Origin of the sequence: Kutzneria viridogrisea DSM 43870 (assembly GCF_000525635.1) — a bacterium.
In the GTDB taxonomy this organism is placed as follows: domain Bacteria; phylum Actinomycetota; class Actinomycetes; order Mycobacteriales; family Pseudonocardiaceae; genus Kutzneria; species Kutzneria viridogrisea.
Genome location: NZ_CP007155.1, coordinates 2,839,378 through 2,865,474, shown reverse-complemented (window position 1 = coordinate 2,865,474; position 26,097 = coordinate 2,839,378). Strand labels below are relative to the sequence as shown.

The following is a 26,097-nucleotide window of genomic DNA, read 5'->3' as shown; positions in this document are numbered from 1 at the left end:
CGGACGGCGGCGGCGCAGGAGGACGTCAACCGTGGCGGAAACCAGCAGTTCACGGCGGGCATGGGTTCGTGTGGATGCTGTACGAGCCGGCCCGGGGGCACTCGCTTGGGGCGATCCGTGTTCGCGGAAAGCGCGAACCTCGGCGCTCGTCGCGCATTGTGGGGGTGCGACCCCGGGCCCCGCCCGGAGGGCTTCGCCCCCGGACCCCCGGCTACGGGGGTGGCCGCATGAGCTGCGGTTGCGGAAAGCGCGAACCTCGGCGCTCGTCGCGCATTGTGGGGGTGCGACCCCGGGCCCTGAGCGGATACTTTCAGCGCAAACAGCCCCTCACCAGGGGATACGTGGTGAGGGGGCTATTTGCGCGACGGCTGCTCGAGTTGGCGAGGTCCGGCGGTCAGACGGACAGCGCGGGGGTGACGGGGGTCGTGTCGCGGTCCACGAGGAATGCGGGGCGGGTGACGTTGCGCGGGGCGTTGCGCACCGAGTTGTAGGTGACGAACAAGACAGTGCGCCGATCGTCGGAGCGGTTGTCCGAGGACCAGTGCACCAGGTTGGGGTGGAAGGCGGAGATCGTCCCGGCGGGGCCGAGCAGTTGTGCGGGCCGGTGGTTGGCCGCGAGTTCGGCGGCGCGCTCGGCGGGCACGCTGTGCGTGAGGTCCGCGGAAACGTGCTCGTGCCAGTCGCCACCGGCGGCCCGCTCGGGCTGATCGGCGGCCCGGATGATGCCCAGCCGGTGCGAGCCGGTCAGCACGGTCAGCGGGCCGTTGAGCTCGTGCACCTCGTCCAGGTTGATGGCGATGTTGACCGCGTGCGGCTCGGGCATACCGTCCTCAATGGACCAGAACGCGAAGTCCTGGTGCCACGGCCAGCGCTGACCGACCTGCGGGTTCTTGACGTTGACCTTGAACTGGTACACGTACACGCGGTCGCCGATGAGCTGCTCGGCGAGGCCGACCAGCCGCGGGTGCCGGACCAGAGCCGCGCAGACCTGGTCGAAGCGGTGGCAACCGTGCAGCGCGCGCACGACGTCACTGTCCTTTTCGCACACCACCTCCTCGCGTTCCATCGCGCTGATCCGGCGCACCGAGGCACGGAGGTCGCGCAGGACCTGCTCGCCGATCCCCTCCTTGAGGACAACCCACCCGTTCTCGTGGTAGGCGGCGGCGATCCCGTCCAGTGCGGTGTCAGTCATCAGTAACCATCCCCCTGCCCCGTGCGGCGCCGGACAACAGCTCGGGCGAGTAGACCTCGTCCACGGAGAGCGTTCCGGACACGACCGAGAAGTACCTGTCCACCAGCTGCGGGTCGCGTTCGATGAACTTCAGCAGCTGGATGCGTTCTTGCTGGATATCAAGCCTGGCAACGGAAAGGGTGTTGCGGTAGGACTCGGTCAGTTCCTCCTTGCGCATCACCTCGTAGTCCGCGAGCGCATCGGCCAGCGCGACCGGATCCGCCACGTGCGGGACGACCTGCCTGCCGAACATGTCCGCCTGCAGGAAGGCGTCGGAAATGCCGCGCGCGGTGATCGAATCCTTGTGGTGCCAGGCATCGCCGAGCAGCAGCCAGCCGGGACCGGTCCCCTGCCGGAAGAAGTTGCGCTGGTCGCCAACGGCGTGCAGCTTGCCGAACCGGTCGTCGGTCACCGTGGCGTCGCGCAGCCCTGGCACCATGCGCGCGACGTTGTCCACGTAGATGCGGCGGGCGTCCCTGCGGACCGCCTCGAACTCCGGCTGCGGGAAGTAGATCGACACCACGGACAGCTCGTCGTTGGTCGGCACCGTCCCGGCAAACCGGTCGGTGTCCTCGAACAGCTCGAACCTGGGCGGCAGCCCACTCCAGTACGAGTAGTAGACGCAGGTCAGCGTGGGGTCTTCGACAACGGTCGGTGCCCCGGCGAAGCGGGCCACGGCCGAACGCATCCCGTCCGCGCCGACGACGAGCCGACCGCGCTCCTCGTGCACCTGCCCACTCTGCGTCCGGTAGCGGACCCCGCACACCCCACGCTCATCGAGGAGTAGCCCGGTGACCGTTGCCTGGGAACGGAATTCCACCCCCGCCGCCACCGCCGCGGAGAGCAGCACCTCATCGAGCAGGTAGCGCCGCGGGGCGTACGCGGCGTGCTGTCCCCCGCTGGCCATCGACGACCCGCGCAGGTGCACGTCGGCCACGTGGTAGGCGCTCTGCGTGATGGCTGGGCACCCGGTGGCCACGACCGCGTCCAGCACGCCCCACTCGGCGAGCAGCGCCACGCCCGGCTGGTGCACCAGGTGCGTGGACACGGTGTCGCTGGGCATGCGGGCACGGTCGAGCAGCAGCACCCGGTGGCCCGCCCGCGCGGCGAGCATGGCGGCCGAGGCGCCAGCGCACCGGCCACCGACCACGATGATGTCGTACAAGGTCACCTTCTCCGATCGCTAGGCGGACAACACGTATCCGTCGAGCCGGCGCAGCGCTCGCGAGCGCCGCAGGTCAGCGACCGCGAAGGTGCGCTGCAACCACCGGTCGCGGCCGTCGTAGCGCGGCCGGAACGAGGTGCGCCCGTGCACCGCGACCCGGTTGTCCACAATGGCCAGGTCCCCGGCCGCCAGGCGTACGTCGCTGGCCACCGATTCCAGCGCGGCCTCCAGTTCGCGCAGCGCGCTGGTCGCGTCGGCGGTCAGCCCCGTGGTCGCCGTGAAGTCCACGCGCAGGTCCGGATCGGCGGGATCGCCGTGCAGCACGGCGTGCCGTTCCGGGGTGCCGCCGTCGCCGAAGGACGGCGGCGGATCGGTGCGGAAATCCGGCTGAGCGAGCACATCCCTGGTGCGCGGGGACAGCTTGGGCAGTGCGCCGCGGACCGAGGACACGCGCAGGCCCGCGACCCGCTCGTGATCGGGCCGCAGGCACAGCAGCATCACGTAGTCCGGTCGATGCGCGTGGAAGGCGTTCTCGTTGTGCATGGTCAACCGCACCGATCCCGCGTTGCCCTGGAACTCCTCCTTGCCGGGGACCGGAACCACGTCCTGGACCAGCGCGCCGTGCTTCTCCGCCGCGTAGGCGACCGGATCGCCGAGACCACACGCCACCATCACCAGGACAGCCGCGGGGATGCTGGTCTGTCGCTGCACCGAATCCCCGGCAGACGGGGTTCCCGGCACGTCCCCGATCGGCAGACCGCGCAGCACCAGTGCCGCGGCGCTGCCGGAGTCCCTGCGGAAGTCCCGGAGCCGTTGCCGCACAGCGCCGGGCAGTTCCTCCCAGGCGGCCCTGGCCGCGGCCACCCACGCCCAGTGGTCGACCTCCCCGTGCTGGGCACTGAGCCAATCCGCGACCTGCCGCACGTGGGCGGCGGCGTCGGCGCGGAGCTGGAAGACCCAGTCCGCGCCTGCCGCGTAGAGCCGCTCACCCACTACTTGTCCATCGCTTCGATCAAGCTCTTCGGCCGCATGTCCGTCCAGTTCGTCTCCACGTAGTCGACGCAGGCCTGCTTGTCCGCCTCGCCGAAGACGGTCGTCCACCCGGCGGGGACCTCGGCGAAGGCGGGCCACAGCGAGTGCTGCCCCTCGTCGTTGACCAGCACGAAGAAGGAGCCGTCCTCGCTGTCAAAGGGGTTCGTCATGGTTCTGCTTCCTCTCAGTTGTGTTTGCGCAATTCACCAGCGAGGATCGTGCCGATCTCCGCGAGTGGTTCTGGGTTCATCATCTCGTCGTGCGAGCACGCGATGTCGTGGTTCACCACGGTTCCATCGACGTAGTCCCGCCACGCGTGGTGCGTCGGCAGGTCAGCGGGCCGACCACGCACGGCCGTGAAGAACAACAGGTCCCCGCGGAACACCCCGCGCGTGACCTCCTGGGCCAATGCCCAGTTGTTCAGGTAGATGTCGACGAACGCGGAAATCCGGCCCTTGTCGACCCCGGCCACGTGCTGCCCCGCCTGGTAGACCAGTTCCTCGACCTCCGCGCGTCGCAACGGGCCGGAACCGGTTTGCTCAGCTGGCTGGCCAAGGCTTTCCAGGATGGCGCGCAGCACGTCCTGCTCGGCGGGCTTGGGTTCCTCCGGCGCCGTCTGGTGCGGGTAGTTGTCCAGCACCGCCAGGAGGTCCACCCGCGCGCCCTGCCGCTGCAACTCGACCGCGATCAGGTGCGCGAGCTTCCCGCCGAAGGACCAGCCCGCGATCCGGTACGGCCCATCCGGCTGCACCTGGCGCAGCCGTGCCACGTACTCGGCCACCATGTCCGCGATGCTCTCCGGCAGCGTGCTCTCGCCGTCCAGCCCGCGAGCCTGGACGCCGTAGAGCCGGGCGTCCTGGCCGAGCCAGCTGACCAGACCGGCGTAGCACCAGCTGAGCCCGCCACCGGGGTGCACGAAGAAGACGATCGGGGCCGTACCAGCGGTCTGCAACGGCAGGATCACCTGCAGTCCGTCGTCTCCCCCGGCCTGGTTGCCGAACCGCCGCACCAGATCGGCCACCGTGGGGCTGGCGAACAGGTCCCGGACGGACAGCTCCTCGCCCAGCGTCGAACGGATCTTCGCGACCAGGCGGGTGCCCAGCAGTGAGTACCCGCCGAGGTCGAAGAACGACTCGTCGATGAGCACCTCCGGCAGGCCGAGCACCTCCGCGAACAGGTCGCACAGCACTCGTTCCCGCGGGGTCCAGGGGTGGCGGCGCACTCCGCTGTCCTGCGCGGCCGGGACGGGCAGCGCCGCGCGATCGAGCCGCCCGCCCGGGGTCACCGGGAATTCGGTGAGGGTCACCAGGGCGGTCGGGATCAACGCCTCCGGGACGATGCTCGCGATGTACTGCCGCAGCTCGGTGAGGTTGGGCTGGCCACCATCGGCGGGAACCACGTACGCCACGAGGCGTTGTTCCCCGGGCGCGCTCTCCCGCACCGCAACCGCGGCGCTGGCCACCGAGGGGTGGCGTGCGAGCGCGGATTCCACGGCGGCCGGTTCGATGCGGTACCCGCGGAGCTCCACCTGGTCGTCAACCCGGCCGAACACGGCAAGTTCACCGTCCTCGGTCCACCGCGCCAGTTCCCCGGTCCGGTACATGCGCCCACCGGGCGGGCCGAACGGGTCGGCGAGGAACCGCTGGGCCGTCAGCCCGGACCGGCCGAAGTACCCGCGCGGCAACTGCTCGCCCGCTGCGTACACCTCGCCGACGACCCCCGGCGGCACCGGCACCAAGCTGGCGTCCAGCACGTACACGAGGCTGCCCGGCCCGGCGATACCGGCAGCGGGTGCCTCGACGCACGCGCGCTCCCCCGACGCCAAGGGGCCGAACAGGCCTGCGAGCAGGGGGTCCAGACCACTGCACTGCGGCAGAGCGCCCAGGGGCACGACCAAGCAGTCCGGGGCATTAGTCGAATCCGTCGAGTACGCCAGGCAAGCGGTGTTCAGCGGCGACCTGTGCTCCTCGTCCGCCGGGGCCTCGTCGGGGTAGCTAGCCAGCTCGCCGACGAATCCCTCCTCGTCCAGTTCCAGCACCTGCTCGACAGCGCCGGGCACGGAGATCGAACTGTCCACTGTGGCCAGTGCGAGGAGTGGCTGCGCGTCGTCGAACACCTCGGTGATCCAGTCGGCTGGGCGCTGCGGTTCGACCGGGACGAACGCACCGCCGGCCTTCAGCACCGCGAGGACCGCCACCACCAGTTCGGCAGAGCGCGGCAACACCACGGCAACCACCTGCTCGGGTCCCACTCCCTGCTCGACCAGGTATCCGGCGAGCTGGTTGGCCCTGCTGTCCAACTCGGCGTAGGTCAGCGTCCCGGACTCGCACTCCACCGCGAGCGCCGTCGGGTTACGCCGCGCCTGGTCCTCGACCAGCTCCGGCAGGGTTGCCGCCGGTGTGGCCGCACCGGTCCGACTCCACTGTCCCAGCACCAGTTCGCGCTCGGCCGGGCTGAGCACGTCCACCTGGCCGATCGGGGTGTTCGGATCGGCGGCCATCGTCGCCAGCACGCGCACCAGCCGCTCGATCACCTGCTGCGCCTGCTGTTCGTCGAACAGGTCCGGGCGATAGCCGAGGCGCAGGCGCAGTTCCTCGTGCGGGATCACCAGCAGGCTCATCGGGTAGTGCGTGGCGTCGAGCATCCGCACATCGGTGAACCGCAGGTCGTGGCCGACGTCCCAGCCGGTGTCCTGGCCCAGCGGGTAGTTCTCGAACACCAGGTCGGTGTCGAACAGCTCGCCCAGGCCCGTCGCCTGCTGGATCTCGGTCAGTCCGAGGTACTGGTAGGCGGCGAGCTCGGCCTGCTGCCGCTGTAGGCCGTCCAGCAGCTCTCCCAGCGAGCAGGCCGGATCCAGGCGCACCCGAGCGGGCAGGGTGTTGATGAACAGCCCGATCATCGACTCGACACCGGCCAGTTCCGCGGGCCGACCGGACACGGTGATACCGAGCACCACGTCCGACCGCCCGGTCATCCGTCCGAGCACGATGGCCCACGCGGCCTGCACCAGGGTGTTCATGGTGAGCTCGCGGCCGCGGGCGAGCTCGGTCAGGCGGTCGGCGAGGCCGCCGGGCAGCACCAGGGTGACCTCCTCCGGGACGATGGGCTCCCGCGCCGGGTCCGGTACCGCGATCAACGTCGGTCCGGCCAGCCCGTCGAGGGCCGCCCGCCAGCTCTCCCGCGCCTGTTCCCGGTCCTGCCCGGCGACCCAGGCCAGGTAGTCCCGGTACGGGGTCACCCGGGGCAGCGCGCCGTCGTCGCCGCCGGTGAGGTAGAGCGCGAACAGTTCCTGTGCCACCAACGGGCTCGACCAGCCGTCCAGCACGAGGTGGTGGTTGGTCACCACGAACCGGTACCGGTCGCCGAGGCGGATCAGCGTGAACCGGATCAACGGTGCGGCGCCGATGTCGAACCGCCGCACCCGGTCCGCGTTGGTGATCCGGTCGAGCTCAGCCTGCTGCTCACGTTCGTCCATTGCGGACAGATCGTGTTCGGTCCACGACAGGGGCACCTCGCGCAGCACCACCTGGACCGGCCGGTCGAGGCCGTCGTAGGTGAAGCTCGCCCGCAGATTGGCGTGGCGGCGCAACAGGGCCTGCGCAGCCGCCTGCAACGCGGTGACGTCCAGGTTTCCCTGGAGGTCCACGTACAGCTGCACCAGGTACACGTCCAGGCCCTGCTCGTCGTACAGGGCGTGGAACAGCAAGCCCTCCTGCAGCGGGGACAGCGGCAGGACGTCCTCGATCCCCTGCCACCGCTCCTCGATCGCGAGAAGTTGAGCTTGACTCACTTCAACCAGCGGCAGGTCGGATGGCGTGAAACCACCGGCCCCTGGTTTCCCCGTGTGCACAACGAGACCAGTCAGCGCGTCGCACCAGTGTTGTGCGAGCTCACCAACTTCCCGCTCGTCGAACAGTTCCTCCGGCCAGGACCACGTGGCACGCAGCACGCCGTCGTGCACCGCGGCGTTGACGGCCAGGGCATGCGTGGCGGGCAAGTCCGGTGCGGCTGGCCGGACCGCGCCCGCCTCCGGAGCAAGCGACCAGTCACCGGTGTCCAGTGCCCCAGCCCGGCCGAGGTAGTTGAAGACGACCTCTGGGGTGCCGAGTTCCGCAAGCACCTCAGAGGTTTCCGGGTTGAGGTAGCGCAACAGCCCGAAGCCGATGCCGTTGCCGGGGATCGCCCGCAGTTGCTCCTTGACCCGCTTCAGCACCTCACCCACGGCGGGCCCGCCTGCGCACACCTCGGCGAACTGCCGGGCACCCGGCTGCAACCGCACCGGGTACAGACTGGTGAACCAGCCCGCCGTCCGCGAGACGTCCAGCCCGGCACCGATGTCCTCCCGGCCGTGACCCTCAACGTCGATCAGTACCGGCTCGTCGCCGACGGTGCCGCGCCACTCGGCGATGGCCACGGCCAGGCCGGTGAGCAACACGTCGTTGATCCCGGCGTGGAAGGCCGCAGGCACCTCACCCAACAGGCGAGTGGTGGTCTCAGCGGGCAACTCCACGGTGCACGAACGAACCCGGTCGGCACGGTCCCGTGCCGGGTCGAGCGCGCGGGAACCCAGTACAGGGCCGGGATCGGCCAGGACACGCTGCCACAGCGGCAACTGCGCAACGACCTGCGGCGAACTGGCCTGAGTGGCAAGCGACTCCGCCCATCGGCGCAGCGAGGTCCGCACCGGCTCCAATGCCGACGCGGTACCGGTCTGCCAGGCTTTTGCCAGGTCTGGCAGGAGAATCCGCCACGAAACGCCGTCGATCGCGAGGTGGTGCACGACCAGCAGCACGCGCCCCGACTGGTTCGGCCCCGCGTCGAACCACACCGCTTCGAGCAAGGCTCCCGCGGCCGGGGACAACCGGTCCTGCGCGGCGTGCAACTCCGCCTGCACCGCAGCGGCCACGTCCTCGGCGGCCGAGATGTCCACCCGGCGCACCAGCTCGTGGGCGGCAACCGCGCCCGGTGACCGCACTCGCAGCAGCGAACCGGGCAGTGCCACCATCCGCAGGGCGTCGTGGTGGTCGATGACCGCCTGCACGGTCCCGGTGATCCGGTCCAGACCGAGGCCAGCGGGAACCTGCAACAGGACCCACTGGCTGAAGCGGTCCGCCACACCGTCCTGTTCGGACAGCCAGCGCATGATCGGGGTGGCGGGCAGTTCGCCCGAACCGATGTCCGGTTCCGGCTCGGCCTGCTCGTCGAGGCGGACCGCGACCGCCGCGAGGGCCTCGACCGTCTTGTGCTCGAAGACGGTGCGCGGGGTGATGCCCCAGCCCGCCGCGCGCGCCCGGCTGACCAGCTGGATGGACATGATGCTGTCGCCACCCAGCGCGAAGAAGTTGTCCGCGACGCCAACCCCGTCCAGGCCGAGCACTTCGGCGTACAGGCGGCAGAGCAGTTCCTCCTGCGGCGTGCGCGGTGCGCGCCCGGACACCGCGCGGCGGAATTCGGGCGCGGGCAGTGCTTTTCGGTCGATCTTGCCGTTGGCGGTGACCGGCAGCGCGCCGAGTACGACGAAGGCCACCGGAACCATGTGGTCGGGCAGGGATTCCGCCGCGAACGCACGCAGCGAATCCACCTCGACGGCCCTGTCCTCGCCAGGCACGACGTAGGCGAGCAGCTGCTTGCCCGCCACACCGTGCTCGCGTGCGACCACCGCGACCTGGGCGACCGAGTCGTGGCCAGCGAGCACGTTCTCGACCTCGCCGGGTTCGATCCGGAAACCTCGGATCTTGACCTGGTCGTCGGCCCTGCCCAGGTATTCCAGGTCGCCGTCACGGTCCCAACGGACCAGGTCCCCGGTCCGGTACATCCGCGTGCCCGCCGGACCGAACGGGTCCGCGACGAACCGCTGCGCGGTCAGCTCCGGCCGGCCCAGGTATCCCCGCGTGAGTTGCGGCCCCGCCACGTAGAGCTCACCAGGCGTTCCTGGCGGCACCGGAGCGAGGCCCGCGTCCAGCACATACGTGCGCAGGTTCGGCAATCCCCGCCCGATCATGCTGCGCCCGGCGCCGGACCGGTGCACCGCGCGGTGGGTGGTGTGCACCGTGGCCTCGGTGAGCCCGTACATGTTGACCAGCTCCGGACCGGTACCGGGATGGCGGTCGAACCAGCCGGTCAACCGGTCGAAGCGCAGTGCCTCGCCGCCGAATACCACGTAGCGCAAGCGGGAGCCGTCCGCAGTGCCCGCCGCCCGCTCGACCTCGATCAGCCCGGAGAACGAGGACGGGGTCTGGCTCAGCACCGTCACGCCCTCGGCCACCAGCAGCGCCCAGAACTCAGCTGGCGACCGGCTGACCTCGAACGGCACCACGACCAGCCGCCCACCGTGCAGCAGCGGACCCCACAGCTCCCACACCGAGAAGTCGAAGGAGAACGAGTGGAACAACGTCCACACGTCCTCCGCGCCGAAGTCGAACAGCCCGGACACCGCGCCGAACAAAGCGGTCACATTCGCGTGCGACACCACAACGCCCTTGGGCGTTCCGGTCGAACCGGAGGTGTAGATCACGTACGCCGTGTTGCCGGGCCGCAGCTCGCCGCCCCGCTCGTGGTCTGCGAGGTCCTCGGCGGAACGCGTTGCCGTTGCCGGATCATCCAGTGCCAGCACGGGAACGCCATCGGGTGCTCCGGCGAACCCAGCCGTGGCCACGATGGCCGAAGGCCGCGCATCGGCGAGCATGAAGCCGATCCGGTCGACGGGGTAGGCGGGATCGACGGGCACGTACCCGCCACCGGCCTTCACCACGCCCAACGCGGCGACCACCAGGTCCAGCGAGCGCGGCAACACCACTGCGACCAGGCTCTCCGGTCGTACGCCGCACTCGATCAGCCTCCGGGCCAGCCGATTGGCCCGTGCGTTCAGCTCCGCATAGGTCAGCGCCTCGCCCTCGCACACCACTGCCATCGCATCGGGTGCCCGCCGAACCTGTGCCTGGAACAACTCCGCCAGCGTGGCCACCGGCACGTCCCGCGCGGCACCGTGCCACTCCTGCAAGACCTGGCGCCGTTCGACCACGTCGAGCGTGTCCACCTGGCCGAGGGCGGTGCGCGGGTTCTCGGCGATCGCCGCCAGCACCCGCAGCAGCCGCTGCAAGATCGCCTGGGCGGCGGGCTCGTCGAACAGGTCCGGCCGGTAACCGAGGCGCAGCCGCAGTTCGCGGTGTGGCAGCACCACCAGGCTCAGCGGGAAGTGCGCGGCGTCCTGCCCGTGCACCCCGGTGATCCGCAGGTCGGGGCCGAGGTCCCAGCCGCTGCCCGGCCCAATGGGGTAGTTCTCGAACACGAAGCCGGTGTCGAACAGCTCACCGGCACTGGCCAACTGCTGGATCTCGGCCAGCCCCAGGTACTGGTAGGCGGTCAGCGCCGCGTGTTGCTGCTGCACCTCGTCCAGCAACTCGGCCAGCGGGCGAGCGGGGTCCAGCCGCAACCGCATCGGCAGGGTGCTGATGAACAGCCCCACCATCGATTCCACCCCGGCGAGTTCGGCGGGACGGCCGGACACGGTGACGCCAAGCACCACGTCCGACCGCCCGGTCTGGCGCCCGAGCACCACACCCCAGGCCGCCTGGAGCACGGTGTTCAGGGTGATCTCGCGCTGCCGGGCCAAAGCAGTCAGCCTCGTGCTGAGCTCCTCGGGAACGGTCACCGCGATCTGCTCGGGGATGACCGACACCCGCGCGGACTCCGCGAGCGCGACCAGGGTCGGTTCGTCAACCTGGTCGAGCAATTCGCGCCAGTACCGCCTGGCCTCCGCCGGATCCTGTTGAGCCAGCCAGGCCATGTAGTCCCGGTACGGGGTCACGGCCGGCAGCGCGCTGTCGTCACCGCGGGTCGCGTAGAGCGCGAACAACTCGCGCGCGACCAGCGGCCCCGACCAGCCGTCCAGCACGAGGTGGTGGTTGGTCATGAGGAACCGGTACCGCCCGTTCCCCAACCGCGCCAAGGTGAATCGGATCAGCGGAGCGCTGCCCACGTCGAACCGCCGCAGCCGGTCGTCCGCGGTCAGCCGGTCGACGGCCGATTCGTCCGAATTGGACAGATCGACTTCGGTCCACGGCAGCTCGGCCTCGCGCAGCACCACTTGTACTGGCTTGCGCACACCTTCGTGCACGAACGCGGCGCGCAGGCTGGTGTGCCGCCGCAACAACGTCGCGGCAGCAGCGCGCAGGGCGTCGACGTCCACCTCGCCCTGCAAGTCGACCGCCAGCTGCACCACGTAGACGTCCGGCCCCTGCTCGTCGTACAGGGCGTGGAAGAGCAACCCCTCCTGTAGGGGCGACAGCGGCAGGACCTCCTCGACCTCCGGCCAGCGCGCCTCGATCCTGGTGATCTCGTCCTGGCTCAGGTCTGCCAGCGGCATATCCGAAGGCGTGTACCCGCCGGTGCCCGGCTGTTGGGCGTGCACCGCGATGCCGGTCAGCGCACGGGTCCAGCTCTGCGCCAGGTCGTGCACCTCGTCCTCGGTGAACAGCTCCTCGGGCCAGGTCCAGGTCGCGGTCAGCACCCCGCCGTGCACGCCCGCGTTGATCGTCAACGCGTGCGCGGCGGGCAGGTCCGGAGCATCCGGTGCCAGGGCGGCGGCTTCCGGGGCGAGGGACCACTCACCCGTCGCCAGCGTGCCGGTCTGGCCGAGGTAGTTGAACAGCAACTCCGGAGTACCGAGTTCCGCAAGCGCCTCAGCGGTTTCCGGGTTGAGGTAGCGCAACATCCCGAAGCCGATGCCGTTGCCGGGGATCGCCCGCAGTTGCTCCTTGACCCGCTTCACCACCTCACCCGCGGCCGAGCCACCGGCGCACACCTCGTCGAACCCTGCGACGCCGGTGTCCAGGCGCACCGGGTAGGCACTGGTGAACCAGCCCATCGTGCGGGATACGTCCACATCGGACCCCAGGTCTTCGCGGCCGTGCCCTTCCACCTCGACCACGACGGCTGTGCCCGTACCGCGGTGGCTCGCCCGCCACGCCGTGATCGCCATCGCCAGCCCGGCCAGCAGCACGTCGTTGACCCCGGCGTGGAAGGCAGCCGGAACCGTGCTCAGCAACGGCGTAGTGATCTCCGCAGGCAGCTGCACGGACAGCGCGCGCACCCGGTCGGCCCGGTCACGACCGGGGTCAAGCGCCCGCGCGGCGAGCACGGGTCCGGTGTCGGCCAGCACGTCCTTCCACAGCGGCAATTCGGAAACCCGCTGTGCGCTGGAGGCCTGCCCGGCGAGCAGACCGGCCCAACGACGGAATGAGGTGCCGACCGTGGCGAGCCGCGTCCGCTCCCCGGCCTGCCAGGCTTCCACCAGGTCCGGCAACAGGATGCGCCACGACACCCCGTCGACCACCAAGTGGTGCAGGGTCAGCAGCAACCGGCCCGGCTGGTCCGGACCAGCGTCGAACCACACCACGTCGGCCATGATCCCGTCAGCCGGGGACAGCCGCCGCACTGCGGCATTGGCTTGTTCCCTCAGCACGTCGAGCAGGTCCTCGCGGCCGGTGATGTCCACTCGGTGCACCAGCGACCTGGCATCGACGGCCCCGGGTGCCCGCACGGTCAACGACCAGGCCAGGTCCCGGCCGGGGCGCGCGATCATCCTGAGCACGTCGTGGTGATCGAGAACAGCTTGCAGCGCTGCGGCAATCCGGTCCTGCCCCAGATCAGCCGGTACCTGCGCCAGTACCCACTGGCTGAACCGGTCTGCCGACCCGCCCCGTTGCCACAGCCAGTGCATGATCGGCGTGGCGAACACCTCGCCGGTCGCGGAGTCCGGGACCGGCGGCAGTGCCTGGCCGGTTGGCACTGCGATCACGGCGAGACGCTCCGCCGTCTTGTGCTCGAACACGTTGCGGGGCGTGATGGTCAGGCCAGCTTGCCGGGCCTTGCTGACCAGCTGGATGGACAGGATGCTGTCGCCGCCGAGGGCGAAGAAGCTGTCGTCCACGCCGACCCGGTCCAGGCCAAGCACTTCGGCGAACAACCGGCACAGGGTTTCCTCCTGCGCCGTACGGGGTCCCCGGCCGGACACCTCGGCGCCGAAATCAGGGGCCGGCAGGGCGCGGCGGTCCAGTTTCCCGCTCGGTGTCAGGGGAAGGTCCGCCAGTACCACGAATCCGGCAGGCACCATGTAGTTCGGCAGGGATTCGGCGACATGCGCGCGCAGCTCGGCCACGGTGTCGCGGATATCGTCCGGCATCGCCGGTTCGTTGGCGTACGCGGAGGGCTGGAGGGCCAGGTCGCTGGATCGACGGCAGGTGTGCGCCAGATCCGCGCCTTGGCCTGGCGCGACCAGGACGGCGTCGAAGCTGCCTTCCGCGCCCGCGCCCGGGGACCAGGTGGTCACCACGGTGTACCCGACACGCTGGCTCAGCTCGTGGAAGGACTCCGGGTCCTGGCCGTCCTCGATGCGCCGGGCCGCAACGCCCTGGATAGCGGCCATGGCGTGGTATTCATCGGCGAGCCGGAGATTGGGGATGCCCGTCACCCGCAGCGTGTCCGGCCGCCTGTTCGTCACGTAGTTGACCAGGCCGCTGATATCGGTGACATCGGTCCCCCAGCGCAGCGCGGAGATGTCCGCGACCGGCAGCACCGAGTTCTTTTCCTTGTGCAGCACCACGTCGTACCGGTGACGGGTGAGCTCGTTCTGGTGCGTGCCGCGCTTGAGCCGGATGTCAGCACCCGTGATCGCGCCGACCGATTCCGCCCACGCGGCGAAGAAGTCGGGGTCGAGCAGGAGTTCCCGCTCGCGGAGCACGGCTTGCGCGACCAATTCGCGTCGTGCCGAGCGGGCGCCGTGCGCCTCGTCCTTGTGGTACTCGACCGCGGCGTGGAAGCAGCGGACCAGCCGCAGGTTGCGCACGTCACCGATGAACACCGAACCACCAGGCGCGAGGAGTTCCACGGCCTTGCCGAGGACATTGGTGAGGTAGTCCACGCTCGGGAAGTACTGCACCACCGAGTTCAGCACGATCGTGTCGAAGATCCCGCTTGGCAGGCCGTCGAAGTCGTGCGCGGGTTGCGCCCGCAGCTCGACATGCCCGGCCAGCCGCGGGTCAGCGGACACGTGTGAGCGCAGTGCGTCGATCGCCTCGCGCGACAGGTCGGTTCCCCAGTACTCCTCGCACTTGGGGGCCAGTTGCGACAGCAGCAGGCCGCTCCCGGCGCCGATCTCCAGTACCCGGCGGGGATTGAGCTCCCGAATTCGCTGCACCGCGTTGGCACGCCATTCCCGCATCTGCTCCAGCGGAATGGGTTTCCCGTCGTAGCTGCTGGACCAGCCGGAGAAGTCCTCGCCGAAGGGGATGCGCCCGGTTTCCTCGTAGATGGAGCGGTAAACCGAGGCCCAGTTGCTGACGGATCGCTGCTCGCGCGACGCGTCCCTGGCTGCGCTGCGCCGGACAATGTAAGCAACCAGCTGCTGGCCACCGGCACCGTCCTCGCGTGCCGTGACCGCCGCCTGCCGAACAGCCGGGTGCCCAGCCAGAACCGCTTCGATCTCGCCCAGTTCGACGCGGTAGCCCCTGATCTTGACCTGATCATCCGCCCGGCCCACGAACTCCAGCTCACCGTCGGCAGTCCACCGCGCCAGGTCCCCAGTCCGGTACAACCGCCCACCCGCAACACCAAACGGGCTTGCCACAAACCGCTCCGCCGTCAGAGCAGAACGCCCCAGATAGCCTTGGGCCAGCTGCGTACCTGCGATGTACAGCTCCCCGGCGACACCCGGCGGTACCGGGAGCAAGCCCGAGTCCAGCACGTACACCTGGGTGTTCCACACCGGACGACCAATCGGCACCACACCCGCACCCGGCGTGCATTCGGCAGCGGTCACGTCGATCGCGGCCTCGGTCGGACCGTACAAGTTCCACAGTGCCGCGTCTGATACTGCCGCCCACTGGTCGACCAGATCAGCGGGTAGCGCCTCGCCGCTGCACACCACCACCCGCAACTCCGCACACCCACCACCACCGACCTGCGCGAGGAACGCCCGCAACATCGACGGCACAAAATGGGCGACCGACACCCGCTCCGCCCGCATCAACCCCGCCAGGTACTCCGGATCACGATGACCACCCGGCCGCGCCAGCACCACCACACCACCCACTAACAACGGCCACAACAACTCCCACACCGACACATCAAACCCACACGACGTCTTCTGCAACACCCGCTCACCCGGCACCAACCCGAACCGGTCCTGCATCCACAACAACCGATTCACCACCGCACCATGCCCCACCACAACACCCTTAGGCACACCAGTCGACCCAGACGTATACAACACATACGCCGGATGACCCGACCCGATCACCACACCGGGATCTTCATCACGACACCCCGCGACGAGATCGTCGTCCAACAGCACGCATTCCACGCCATCGGGCACCAAACCCACGGTGTCCGCCGTGGCCAGCACCAACCGAGGCCCGGCGTCGGCAAGCATGAACCCCGCACGCCCAACTGGATACTCCGCATCCACCGGCAAATACGCCCCACCGGCCTTGAGCACCGCGAGAACGGCCACGACCAGCTCGACCGACCGAGGCAGCACAACACCAACTACACACCCCGGCCCCACACCACGCTCGGCCAACCACCACGCCCACCGATTCGCCCGCGCATTCAACTCCGCAAACGACACCTCCACACCCTCGAACACCACCGCCGTCGCATCCGGCGACCGCCGAACCTGCGCCTCAACCAACTCCGGCAACGACGCAGACACAACCTCATGCGCCGTCGCATTCCAGCCCGACACCACCAGCTCCCGCTCGGAAGCATCCAAGACGTCGACCTGGCCAACCCGTACACTCGGATCAGCAACCATGGCCTGCAGCACACTCGTGAACCGTTGCAACAGAGCCTTGATCGCGTCCGCCGCGAACAAGTCCGGTCGGTAGCTGAGGCGAATCCGGACCTCATCGCCGGGAAGCACGAGCAGGCTGATCGGGAAGTGTGCCGCGTCCTCACCACGAACACCGGTGATGCGCAAGCTGGGGCCGAGGTCCCAGCCACTGGCTGGGCCGACCGGGTAGTTCTCGAACACGAAGTCGGTGTCGAACAACTCGCCGCCACCGGCCTGCTGCAAGATATCGGTCAGTCCGAGGTACTGATAGTTGGTGAGTTCAGCCTGCCGCTGCTGCAAATCGGTCAGCAGATCGGACAACGGCCGCGCGGGGTCCAGACTCATGCGCACCGGCAGGGTGTTGATGAACATGCCCACCATGGACTCCACGCCGGTGAGTTCGGCGGGACGGCCGGACACGGTGACGCCGAGCACCACGTCCGTGCTTCCGGTTTGGCGCCCGAGCACAATGCCCCAGGCCGCCTGCATCAGGATGTTCATCGTCACGCCGCGCTGCCGGGACAATTCCGTCAACCGCGCGGTGAGCCCGTCCGGCAACGGGATGACGACCTCGTCCGGAACCACCGGTACCCGCGCCGGATCAGCTGGCGCAACCAACGTCGGGCCAGTCACGTCTGCAAGCAGCTCGTGCCAGCTACGGCGCGCCAATTCCTTGTCCTGCTTGGCAACCCAGGCCAGGTAGTTGCGATAGGGAGTCACCCTGGGCAGGCCGCTGTCGTCGCCGCCGGTCGCGTAGAGCGCGAACAACTCCCGTGCCACGATCGAGCTCGACCAGCCGTCCAGCACGATGTGGTGGTTGGTCACCACGAACCGGTAGCGGTCCTCGGCCAGCCGCAACAACATGAACCGGATCAGCGGCGGCTTGTCCATCTCGAACCGCCGCACCCGGTCAGCCGCCATCAGCCGATCCAGCTCCGCAGCATCCGCCCCCGACAGGTCGTGCTCCTGCCAAGGCAAATCCACCTCACGCAACACCACCTGGACAGGCTTGGTGACCCCTTCGTAGGCAAAACCAGCGCGGAGGTTCACGTGACGGCGCAACAGGGTGGCCGCGGCGGCCCGCAATGCCCCAACGTCCAAGGAGCCTTGCAGCTCAACGGAAAGCTGGACCACGTAGACGTCGGGCCCCTGCTCGTCGTAAAGGGCGTGGAACAGCAAGCCCTCCTGCAACGGGGACAGCGGCAGGACTTCTTCGATTCGCGAGTTCACCGGTCAGCGCCTTCCCCATTGTTGCTCAAGCAGATTGAGACTGTCCTGGCTCAGGTCCACCAGTGGCATGTCTGAAGGCGTGTGGCCGCCAGCACCGGGATCTTGGGCGTGGGCGACCAGTCCGGTCAGCGCGTGCAGCCAGTCCTGCGCCAGCCGACGGATCTCTTCTTCAGTGAACTGCTCCGCTGGCCATGACCACGTTGCGTTCAGCACTCCTTCGTGCACCGACGCGTTGATCGTCAGCGCGTGGGCGGCTGGCACGTCCGGCGCGGCCGGTGTCACTGCTGTCATTTCGGGTGCCGGCGCCCAGTCACCGGTGTCCAGCGCGCCGACCTGCCCGAAGTAGTTGAAGAGAATTTCTGGCTGCGGCAGCCCAGCCAACACCGCACCGGTCTCCGGATTGAGATACCGCAACAACCCGAAGCCCAGCCCGTCACCAGGAACAGCACGAACCTGCTCCTTCACCCGCTTGAGAACCTCACCCGCCGCAGGACCGCCCGCGCAGACCTCGGCGAAGTCCACGGCACCAGCGTCCAGGCGCACCGGGTAGATACTGGTAAACCAACCCACAGTCCGCGACAAATCAACCCCGCCACCAACATCAGCACGACCATGGCCCTCAACATCAACCACCAACGGACCAGGCTGCCCACGCCACGAACCCACCGCCACCGCCAGGGCAGCCAACAACACATCATCGACACCAGCATGAAACGCCGCCGGAACCGAACCCAACAACGGACCCGTCACCGACGACGGCAACTCCACCACCACCGACCGGACCTCACCAGCCCGATCCCCTGCCCCCAGCGACGTACCCGACTCGCCGAGAATCCTCGTCCACGCCGGCAACTCCGCCACCCGCGCCTGACTCCGAGCCTGCTCAACAAGCAACCCCGCCCAACGCCGCAACGACGTCCCCACCGGGGCCAACACATCGCCCGACACCGCAGCGGCAAGGTCAGGCAGCAGCACCCGCCAGGACACCCCATCGACTGCCAGGTGATGCACCACCACCAGCAACCGACCCGACACCTGCGGCCCAGCATCCAGCCACACCACCTCCACCAGCACACCGCGCTCGGGCGACAACCGACCCTGCGCCGCATGCAACTCACGCTCCGCAACCACGGCCACGTCCTCACCCGCGACGAGCCGCACACGCCGGACCTGGCCTGCCACATCCACCGAACCCGCCTCGGGGATCCGCAGCACCCAGCCCGCCCGCTCGTCCCGGCGGGCGATCATGCGCAACGCGTCATGGTGATCAACCACAGCCCGCACACCCGCGACCAGATTCTGCTCAGTCAGGTCAGCAGAGACCTGCAACAACACCCACTGACAGAACCGATCCGCAGAACCACCAACTCCGGCGAGGTCGGCTAGCCAGTGCATCACCGGTAGTGCCAGCACATCACCAGTACCGATATCGGCCACCGGCTCGGCGTCCGCGTCCAGCATCCGGGCAACCGCCGCCAGACCAGCCACAGTCTTGTGCTCGAACACCTCCCGCGGACTGAACCCCAACCCGACTTGCCGCGCCCGACTCACCAGCTGGATCGACAAAATACTGTCCCCACCCAGCGCGAAGAAACTGTCCTCGACCCCAACCAGCTCAAGCCCCAGGACTTCGGCGAACAGCCCACACAGGACTTCTTCCCGCACATCACGCGGACCCCGCGACGACACCACACCAGCACCGAAATCCGGGGCTGGCAGTGCCGCACGGTCCAGCTTCCCGTTCGCCGTCACCGGCAACTCGCCCAGCACAACAAACGCCGCAGGCACCATGTACTCCGGCAACACAGCAGCCACATGCGACCGCACCACGGCCACATCGACCTGTTCTCCAGCGGCAGGCACCAAGTAAGCCACCAACTGCTGATCAGCCACGCCATCCCGCCGCAGCACGACCACAACCTGCCCCACACCGGCACACCCAGCCAGAACCGCCTCGACCTCACCCAGCTCAATGCGGAAACCACGCACCTTCACCTGGTCATCCGCACGACCCAGGAACTCCAGTTCACCGTCCGCGGTCCACCGCGCCAGGTCTCCGGTCCGGTACATCCGCCCACCCGCAGCACCAAACGGGCTTGCCACAAACCGCTCCGCCGTCAAACCCGGGCGCTTGAGATAACCGCGAGCCAGCTGCGCACCAGCGATGTGCAACTCGCCGACCACACCCGGCGGCACTGGGGCCAGCCCTCGATCGAGCACGTACAGCTGGGTGTTCCACACCGGCTTGCCGATAGTCACCTGGGGCGAATCCGGCGCGGGCGAATACGTCACCGCCGACACCTCGACCGCCGCCTCCGTCGGGCCATAGAGGTTGTGCAGCGGGCCATCGAACACAGCGTGGAACTGATCGCGCAGCTCCGCCGTCAACGCCTCACCGCTACAGAAAACCTGCCGCAGGCCAACACAATCCCGCACTGGCGGCTCCTGTAGGAACAGGTGCAGCATGGACGGCACGAAGTGAGCAATCGTCACTTGTTCCTGGCGGATGATCTCCGCAAGGTAGCCCGGGTCCCGGTGCCCTTCCGGCTTGGCCACCACCAGCGTCGCGCCGTCGACCAGGGGCCAGAACAGCTCCCACACCGAGATGTCGAAGGTGAACGGAGTCTTCTGCAACACGCGGTCCTCGGCGCGCAGCCCGTACCTGGCGCGCATCCATGCCAACCGGTTCACAATGGCCCGGTGTTCGATGGTGACGCCCTTCGGCGTTCCCGTCGACCCAGACGTGTACATCACATACGCCGGATTACCCGGAACCGCCCGCACATCAGCAGGATCATCTTCGGGATACCCTGCCAACCCGTTCGCATCGTCGAGCGCGAACACCGGCACGGCGCCACTGGGCAACGTGTCCACAGCATCCACAGTGGACAGAACAACCAGCGGACGCGCATCGGCGAGCATGAACTCGATCCGCCCGGCCGGATAACCCGGATCGATCGGCAAGTAGGCGGCACCGGCCTTGAGCACGGCGAGGATGGCGACGACCAGGTCGATCGAGCGTGGTAGCGCCAGGCCGACGACGCGTTCTGGGCCGACTCCGCGTTCGATCAGGTGGTGGGCGAGCCGGTTCGCGCGCGCATTGAGCTGCGCGTAGGTCAACCGCTGCCCCTCCGACACCACCGCCACCGCATCCGGCGTACGCCGCACCTGCGCCTCAACCAACTCCGGCAACGTGGCCGCCGTGACCTCATGTGCGGTCGCGTTCCAGCCCGACACCACCAGCTCCCGCTCGGCAGCACCCAGCACGTCGACCTGACCGACCCGCACACCCGGATCAGCAACCACCGACCCCAACACGCGAGCCAGACGCGCCACGATCAACTCAGCGCTGCCATGATCGAAGATGTCGGTGTCGAACTCCAACACCAGATCGATCCCACCGGCATCCGGCCGCTCGGTCACGAAGAACGTCAGATCGAACTTCGCCGCACCCAACTGCACGGGCTCGGCCGCAACCGCAAGCCCCGGCAGGTCCACCTCCACCCGCTCCGGCCCAGTAAACGCCACCATCACCTGGAACAACGGGTGATGCGACAACGACCGCACCGGATTCAGGACCTCAACCAACCGCTCAAACGGCACATCCTGATGCGCGTACGCGGCCAGATCGGTCTCCCGCACCCGCCCTAGCAACTCACGGAACCTGGGATCACCCGAGGTATCAGTCCGCAGCACGAGCGTGTTGGCGAAAAACCCGACCAGGTCGTCAACAGCCTGATCAGTTCGGCCAGCGACCGGACTACCGATCGGGATATCAGTGCCCGCACCCAGGCGGGTCAGCAGCACCGCGACCGCGGCCTGCACCACCATGAACACCGTCGCATGCTGACCACGCGCCAACCCGACCACACCAGCATGCAGCTCAGCATCCAACGACAACGACACCGTGTCACCGCGATAACTCCGCACCACCGGACGCGGACGATCCACCGGCAAATCCAGTCGCTCCGGCAACCCCGCCAACGCTCCACGCCAAAACTCCAACTGCACCGACGCCACGCTGCCCGGATCATCCTCGCTACCCAGCAACTCCCGCTGCCACACCGCGAAATCCGCGTACTGCACCGGCAACGGCACCCACCCCGGCACCTGACCCGCAAGCCGAGCTCGATACGCCCGACTGACATCAGCCGCCAACGGCGTCAACGACCACCCATCACCCGCAATGTGATGCACCACGAACACCAACACGAACTGATCAGGCCCCACCTGGAACAACCGCACTCGTACCGGCAGCTCAGCAGACAGATCAAACCCAGCCCGCACCACGGATCCCACCAACACCGGCAATTCGGTCTCAGTCACCCGAGTCACCGGCAATTCCAGCCGGGCCTGGTCCGGGCTGACCACCCACTGCCGCGGAGTGCCGTCGGTTTCCTGGATCACCGTGCGCAAGGCCTCGTGCCGCGCGAGCAGGTCACCCAGTGCCGCTTCCAGCGCCGCCACGTCCAACCGACCAGTCAGCCTCAAGACCAGCGGCACGTTGTAGCGCGCCCCCAGTCCCTCCAGCCGATCCAGGAACCACAACCGCTGCTGCGCGAACGACAACGGCACCAACTCAGGACGCACCCCCGCCACCAACGCCGCACGCACCCCACCCGCACGACCCACCACACCCATCAAACCCGCCACAGTCGGCGACTCGAACAAATCCCGAATCGACAACTCCACACCCAACACCACCCGCGCCCGCGACACCAACCGCGTCGCCAACAACGAATGCCCACCCAAATCAAAGAAATCATCATCAACACCCACCACAGACAGCCCCAGCACATCAGCGAAGAGCCGACACAAAATCTCCTCACGCGCATCACGCGGACCCCGCGACGACACCACACCAACACCGAAATCCGGAGCAGGCAACGCCTTCCGATCCAACTTCCCGTTGGCGGTCAGGGGCAGTGCATCGAGCATCACGCAGGCCGCCGGAACCATGTACTCCGGAAGCCGTTGCGCCGCCAGGTCCTGGATGTCGGCGGTCAACTGCTGCGGCGTGAACCAGCGCTGGACGGGAACAGACTGCTGCACACCACTGGCGACCTGGCCGGGGCGGGTGGCATACACCTGGAACATGCCCGTGCCCTCCAGACCCTCGGGCAACTCCACCACCACACTGAACCCGCGCTCCTCCAACATCCCGGTCACCACGGCCAACCGGCCGTCCTCGTCATGCACCTCCGCCACCACCTGCCGGATCAACGGCCAGTGCTCCTCCTCGATGCCCCGCAGCACCGCGAGCTCGCTCTTCTCCGCATCCACCTTCAACAGATCAACAACCTCAAGCCCGAAGTCCCGAATCACCTGCGAGACCGTCCGCAACTCCACCTCCACCGGCTCACCCCGCAACCGCTGAGCCAGCAACTCCCCCAACACACCCTCATCCCCACCACCCCCACCAGCGGTGTTGCCGATCACCCGCCGCAACATCGCCTCCTCCACACCCTCATCAGCAAACCGCCCCGACAACAACGACATCTCCGGGTAATACGTGAACACCGCCCGACCCGGCGCGTCCGACACACCGCAAGTGGTCACCACCGCATCCACACCATGCAAATACGCGTTAAACCGATAAAACTCCGCCGACTCCGGCATCGGCTCACACGCAAACACCCGCACACCCCGCACCCGCCCCACAAACAACCCGAACATCCCCACATGCCCACCCACATCCACCACACACGCACCCTCCTCCACCACTACCCCACCACGCGCATACTCACCCCGCACAAAAATCTCATCAAACAAATACTCCACATTCGACCGATTCCGCCCCGCCACCACCAACCCACCCGACAACTCATGCACCGGCACACCCACAACCCGACCCGCACGCTCCAACTCACCCCACCGCACCACCCCACCCGCCACCACCACATCCGGCACCACATACCCCACCAACACACCATCACGCACCGCAACCGCAACTTGCCGAACAGCCAGGTGCTCCGAAAGAACCGACTCAACCTCGCCCAGCTCAATGCGGAACCCGCGCACCTTCACCTGATCGTCTGCACGCCCCACGAATTCCAGTTCGCCGTCGGCGGTCCACCGCGCCAGGTCCCCGGTCCGGTACATCCGCCCACCCGCAACACCAAACGGGTCAGCAACGAACCGCTCCGCCGTCAGAGCGGAACGACCCAGGTAACCCCGGGCAAGTTGCGCGCCCGCGATGTACAACTCACCGGCGACACCCGGCGGTACCGGGAGCAAGCCGGAATCCAGCACGTACCACTTGGTGTTCCAAATCGGTCGGCCGAGCGCGATGTCGCCGTCTCGCACGGGACTGCCCGGTTCGATGCGGTACTCCGCGCAACCGACCGTCGTTTCCGTTGGCCCGTACTCGTTGAGCACAGTCGCGCCCGGGTTCTGCTGCCGCCACTCGCGCAGGGCCTCGCCGAGCAGAAGGTCCCCGCCGAGCACCAGTTGCTCCGTCGGCGAGAACTCCCCGGGCAGGTTCGCCAGCATCGGTGCGAGCGAAGGCGTTCCCTTGACGAACGTCGGCCGCCGCAGCCAATCGGGGACGCGCTCCAGCGGCGCGAGTTGCGCGCATCCACCGGAAATGAGCGGGCCGTAGAGCCCCGTCACGGTCAGGTCGAATGCAACGGAGGAGTGCACCAGCGAAGCGCCGGCCAGCCCCGGGTAGCGATCCTGGGCCCACAACAGGTAATGGCACAGCGCGCTGTGCTCGATGGCAGCGCCCTTGGGTGTCCCGGTCGAACCGGACGTGTAGATGATGTAGGCGAGGTTCCCCGGCGACAACGGGGCAATGCGATCGGCATCAGCCAGATCGTTGGTGGTGCACGCGGCGAGTTCGGTGACGACACCGGGATCGTCGAGCAGCAGTACCGGCGCGGTTGCGCCCGCTGGAACGGCGGCGACGGCTTCGGCCGAGGACAGGATTGCCAGCGGCTGGACGTCGTTGAGCATGAACGCGATGCGCTCGGCGGGATACGTGTGGTCGACGGGCAGGTAGGCGGCACCGGTCTTCAGCACTGCCAGCACGGCGACCACGAAGTCGATCGACGGCGTCAGTACCACCGCGACCAGTCGTTCCGGCCCCGCTCCCCGGCCGATCAGGTATCGCGCCAACTGGTTGGCCCGCGCATTGAGCTCCGCGTACGTGAGCGTGTGCCCGGCACAAGCGACCGCGGGAGACGAGCCGTTGCTGCGCACCTGGGCCTGGAACAGTTCCGGCAGGGTGGTGAACGGCACCGGCCGACTCGTGGCGTTCCACTCCACCACCATCCGGTCGCGGGCGTCCGGTTCGAGCACGTCGATCCGGCCGATCGGCCGGTCGAAATCGGCAACCATCGCCTCGATGGCACGGGTCACCCGCCGCAGCACGCCCCGGATCGCCGACTCGTCGAAGAGGTCGGGCCGGTACACCAGGCGCAGCCGGATGTCCTCGCCCGGGATCACCACGAGGCACATGGGGTAGTGCGCGGCATCCTGCCCGCGCACATCGGAGATCTGGAGGTTGGGTCCGAGGTCCCAGCCGCTGGCCGGGCCGACCGGGTAGTTCTCGAACACGAAGTCGGTGTCGAACAACTCGCCGCCACCGACCTGCTGCAACACCTCGGTCAGCCCGAGGTACTGGTAAGCGGTCATCTCGGACTGCTGTTCCTGCAATTCGCGCAGGACATCGCTCAACCGGTGCGCGGGGTCAAGCCGCAGCCGCGCGGGCAGGGTGTTGATGAACAGCCCGATCATCGACTCGACCCCGGTGAGTTCGGCGGGCCGCCCGGACACCGTGGTGCCAAGCACCACGTCCGTGCGCCCGGTCATCCGGCCGAGCACAATGCCCCATGCCGCCTGCACCAGAATGTTCATCGTCACGCCGCGCTGCCGGGACAACTCCGTCAACCGCGCGGTGAGCCCGCCCGGCAACGGGATGACAACCTCGTCCGGAACCACCGGCACCCGCGCCGGATCAGCCGGTGCGACCAAGGTCGGCCCGTCGATTCCGGCCAGGAGTTCCCGCCAGCGACGACGCGCCACGTCCTTGTCCTGATCAGCAACCCAGGCCAGGTAGTTCCGGTAGGGAGTCACCCTGGGCAGGTCGCTGTCGTTCCCCTTCGCGAGGTAGAGCGTGAACAACTCCCTTGCCAGCAACGGAGTCGACCAGCCGTCCAGCACGATGTGGTGGTTGGTCACCACGAACCGGTAGCGGTCCTCGGCCAGCCGCAACAACATGAACCGGATCAGCGGCGGCTTGTCCATCTCGAACCGCCGCACCCGGTCAGCCGCCATCAGCCGATCCAGCTCCGCAGCATCCGCCCCCGACAGGTCGTGCTCCTGCCAAGGCAAATCCACCTCGCGCAACACCACCTGCACGGGTTCGCCGGTTTTCCTCGGCCGGAACTCGGTGCGCAGGTTCGCATGCCGCCGCAACAGGGTGGCCGCGGCGGCCCGCAACGCCGCGACGTCCAGGGCACCGCGCAGTTCGACGGAGAGCTGCACCAGGTAGACGTCGGGCCCCTGCTCGTCGTAGAGGGCGTGGAAGAGAAAACCCTCCTGCAACGGCGCCAGGGGAAGAATCTCTTCGATCCGGGAATTCACTGGTCTGCACCTCTCGGCAGG

General features: G+C 68.3%; 6 protein-coding genes. All 6 read right to left on the bottom strand.

Features of this window, described 5'->3' with window-relative positions:
- Positions 1 to 394 precede the first annotated feature (394 nt).
- Genes KALB_RS12825 through KALB_RS46480 form a run of 6 tightly spaced genes read right to left on the bottom strand, consistent with a single transcriptional unit; the run spans position 395 to position 26,076 of the window.
- Complete coding sequence (locus KALB_RS12825) at positions 395 to 1,192, bottom strand: phytanoyl-CoA dioxygenase family protein (protein WP_030110684.1); 798 nt, start codon at positions 1,190 to 1,192, stop codon at positions 395 to 397.
- Positions 1,185 to 2,402 carry an NAD(P)/FAD-dependent oxidoreductase gene (locus KALB_RS12820; RefSeq protein WP_236650242.1) on the bottom strand — a complete coding sequence of 406 codons (1,218 nt, stop codon included), beginning with the start codon at positions 2,400 to 2,402 and terminating at the stop codon, positions 1,185 to 1,187. Before KALB_RS12820 ends, KALB_RS12825 begins: the two co-directional genes overlap by 8 nt.
- 12 nt (positions 2,403 to 2,414) lie before the next feature.
- Positions 2,415 to 3,389: a TauD/TfdA family dioxygenase gene (locus KALB_RS12815; RefSeq protein ID WP_025356116.1), complete on the bottom strand. Its 975-nt coding sequence runs from the start codon at positions 3,387 to 3,389 to the stop codon at positions 2,415 to 2,417.
- Positions 3,389 to 3,598 carry an MbtH family protein gene (locus tag KALB_RS12810; protein WP_025356115.1) on the bottom strand — a complete coding sequence of 70 codons (210 nt, stop codon included), beginning with the start codon at positions 3,596 to 3,598 and terminating at the stop codon, positions 3,389 to 3,391. Before KALB_RS12810 ends, KALB_RS12815 begins: the two co-directional genes overlap by 1 nt.
- A gap of 14 nt (positions 3,599 to 3,612) precedes the next feature.
- Positions 3,613 to 17,490 carry a non-ribosomal peptide synthetase gene (locus tag KALB_RS12805; RefSeq protein WP_025356114.1) on the bottom strand — a complete coding sequence of 4,626 codons (13,878 nt, stop codon included), beginning with the start codon at positions 17,488 to 17,490 and terminating at the stop codon, positions 3,613 to 3,615.
- Between the two features lie 3 nt (positions 17,491 to 17,493).
- The gene (locus KALB_RS46480; protein ID WP_025356113.1) at positions 17,494 to 26,076 is read right to left on the bottom strand and encodes a non-ribosomal peptide synthetase; all 8,583 of its coding nucleotides are present in this window, start codon (positions 26,074 to 26,076) and stop codon (positions 17,494 to 17,496) included.
- Positions 26,077 to 26,097 lie beyond the last annotated feature (21 nt).

Excerpts from the sequence above, each read along its gene's own strand:
- KALB_RS12825 (WP_030110684.1), bottom strand. The coding sequence starts at position 1,192 with ATGACTGACACCGCACTGGACGGGATCGCCGCCGCCTACCACGAGAAC.
- KALB_RS12810 (WP_025356115.1), bottom strand. The coding sequence starts at position 3,598 with ATGACGAACCCCTTTGACAGCGAGGACGGCTCCTTCTTCGTGCTGGTC.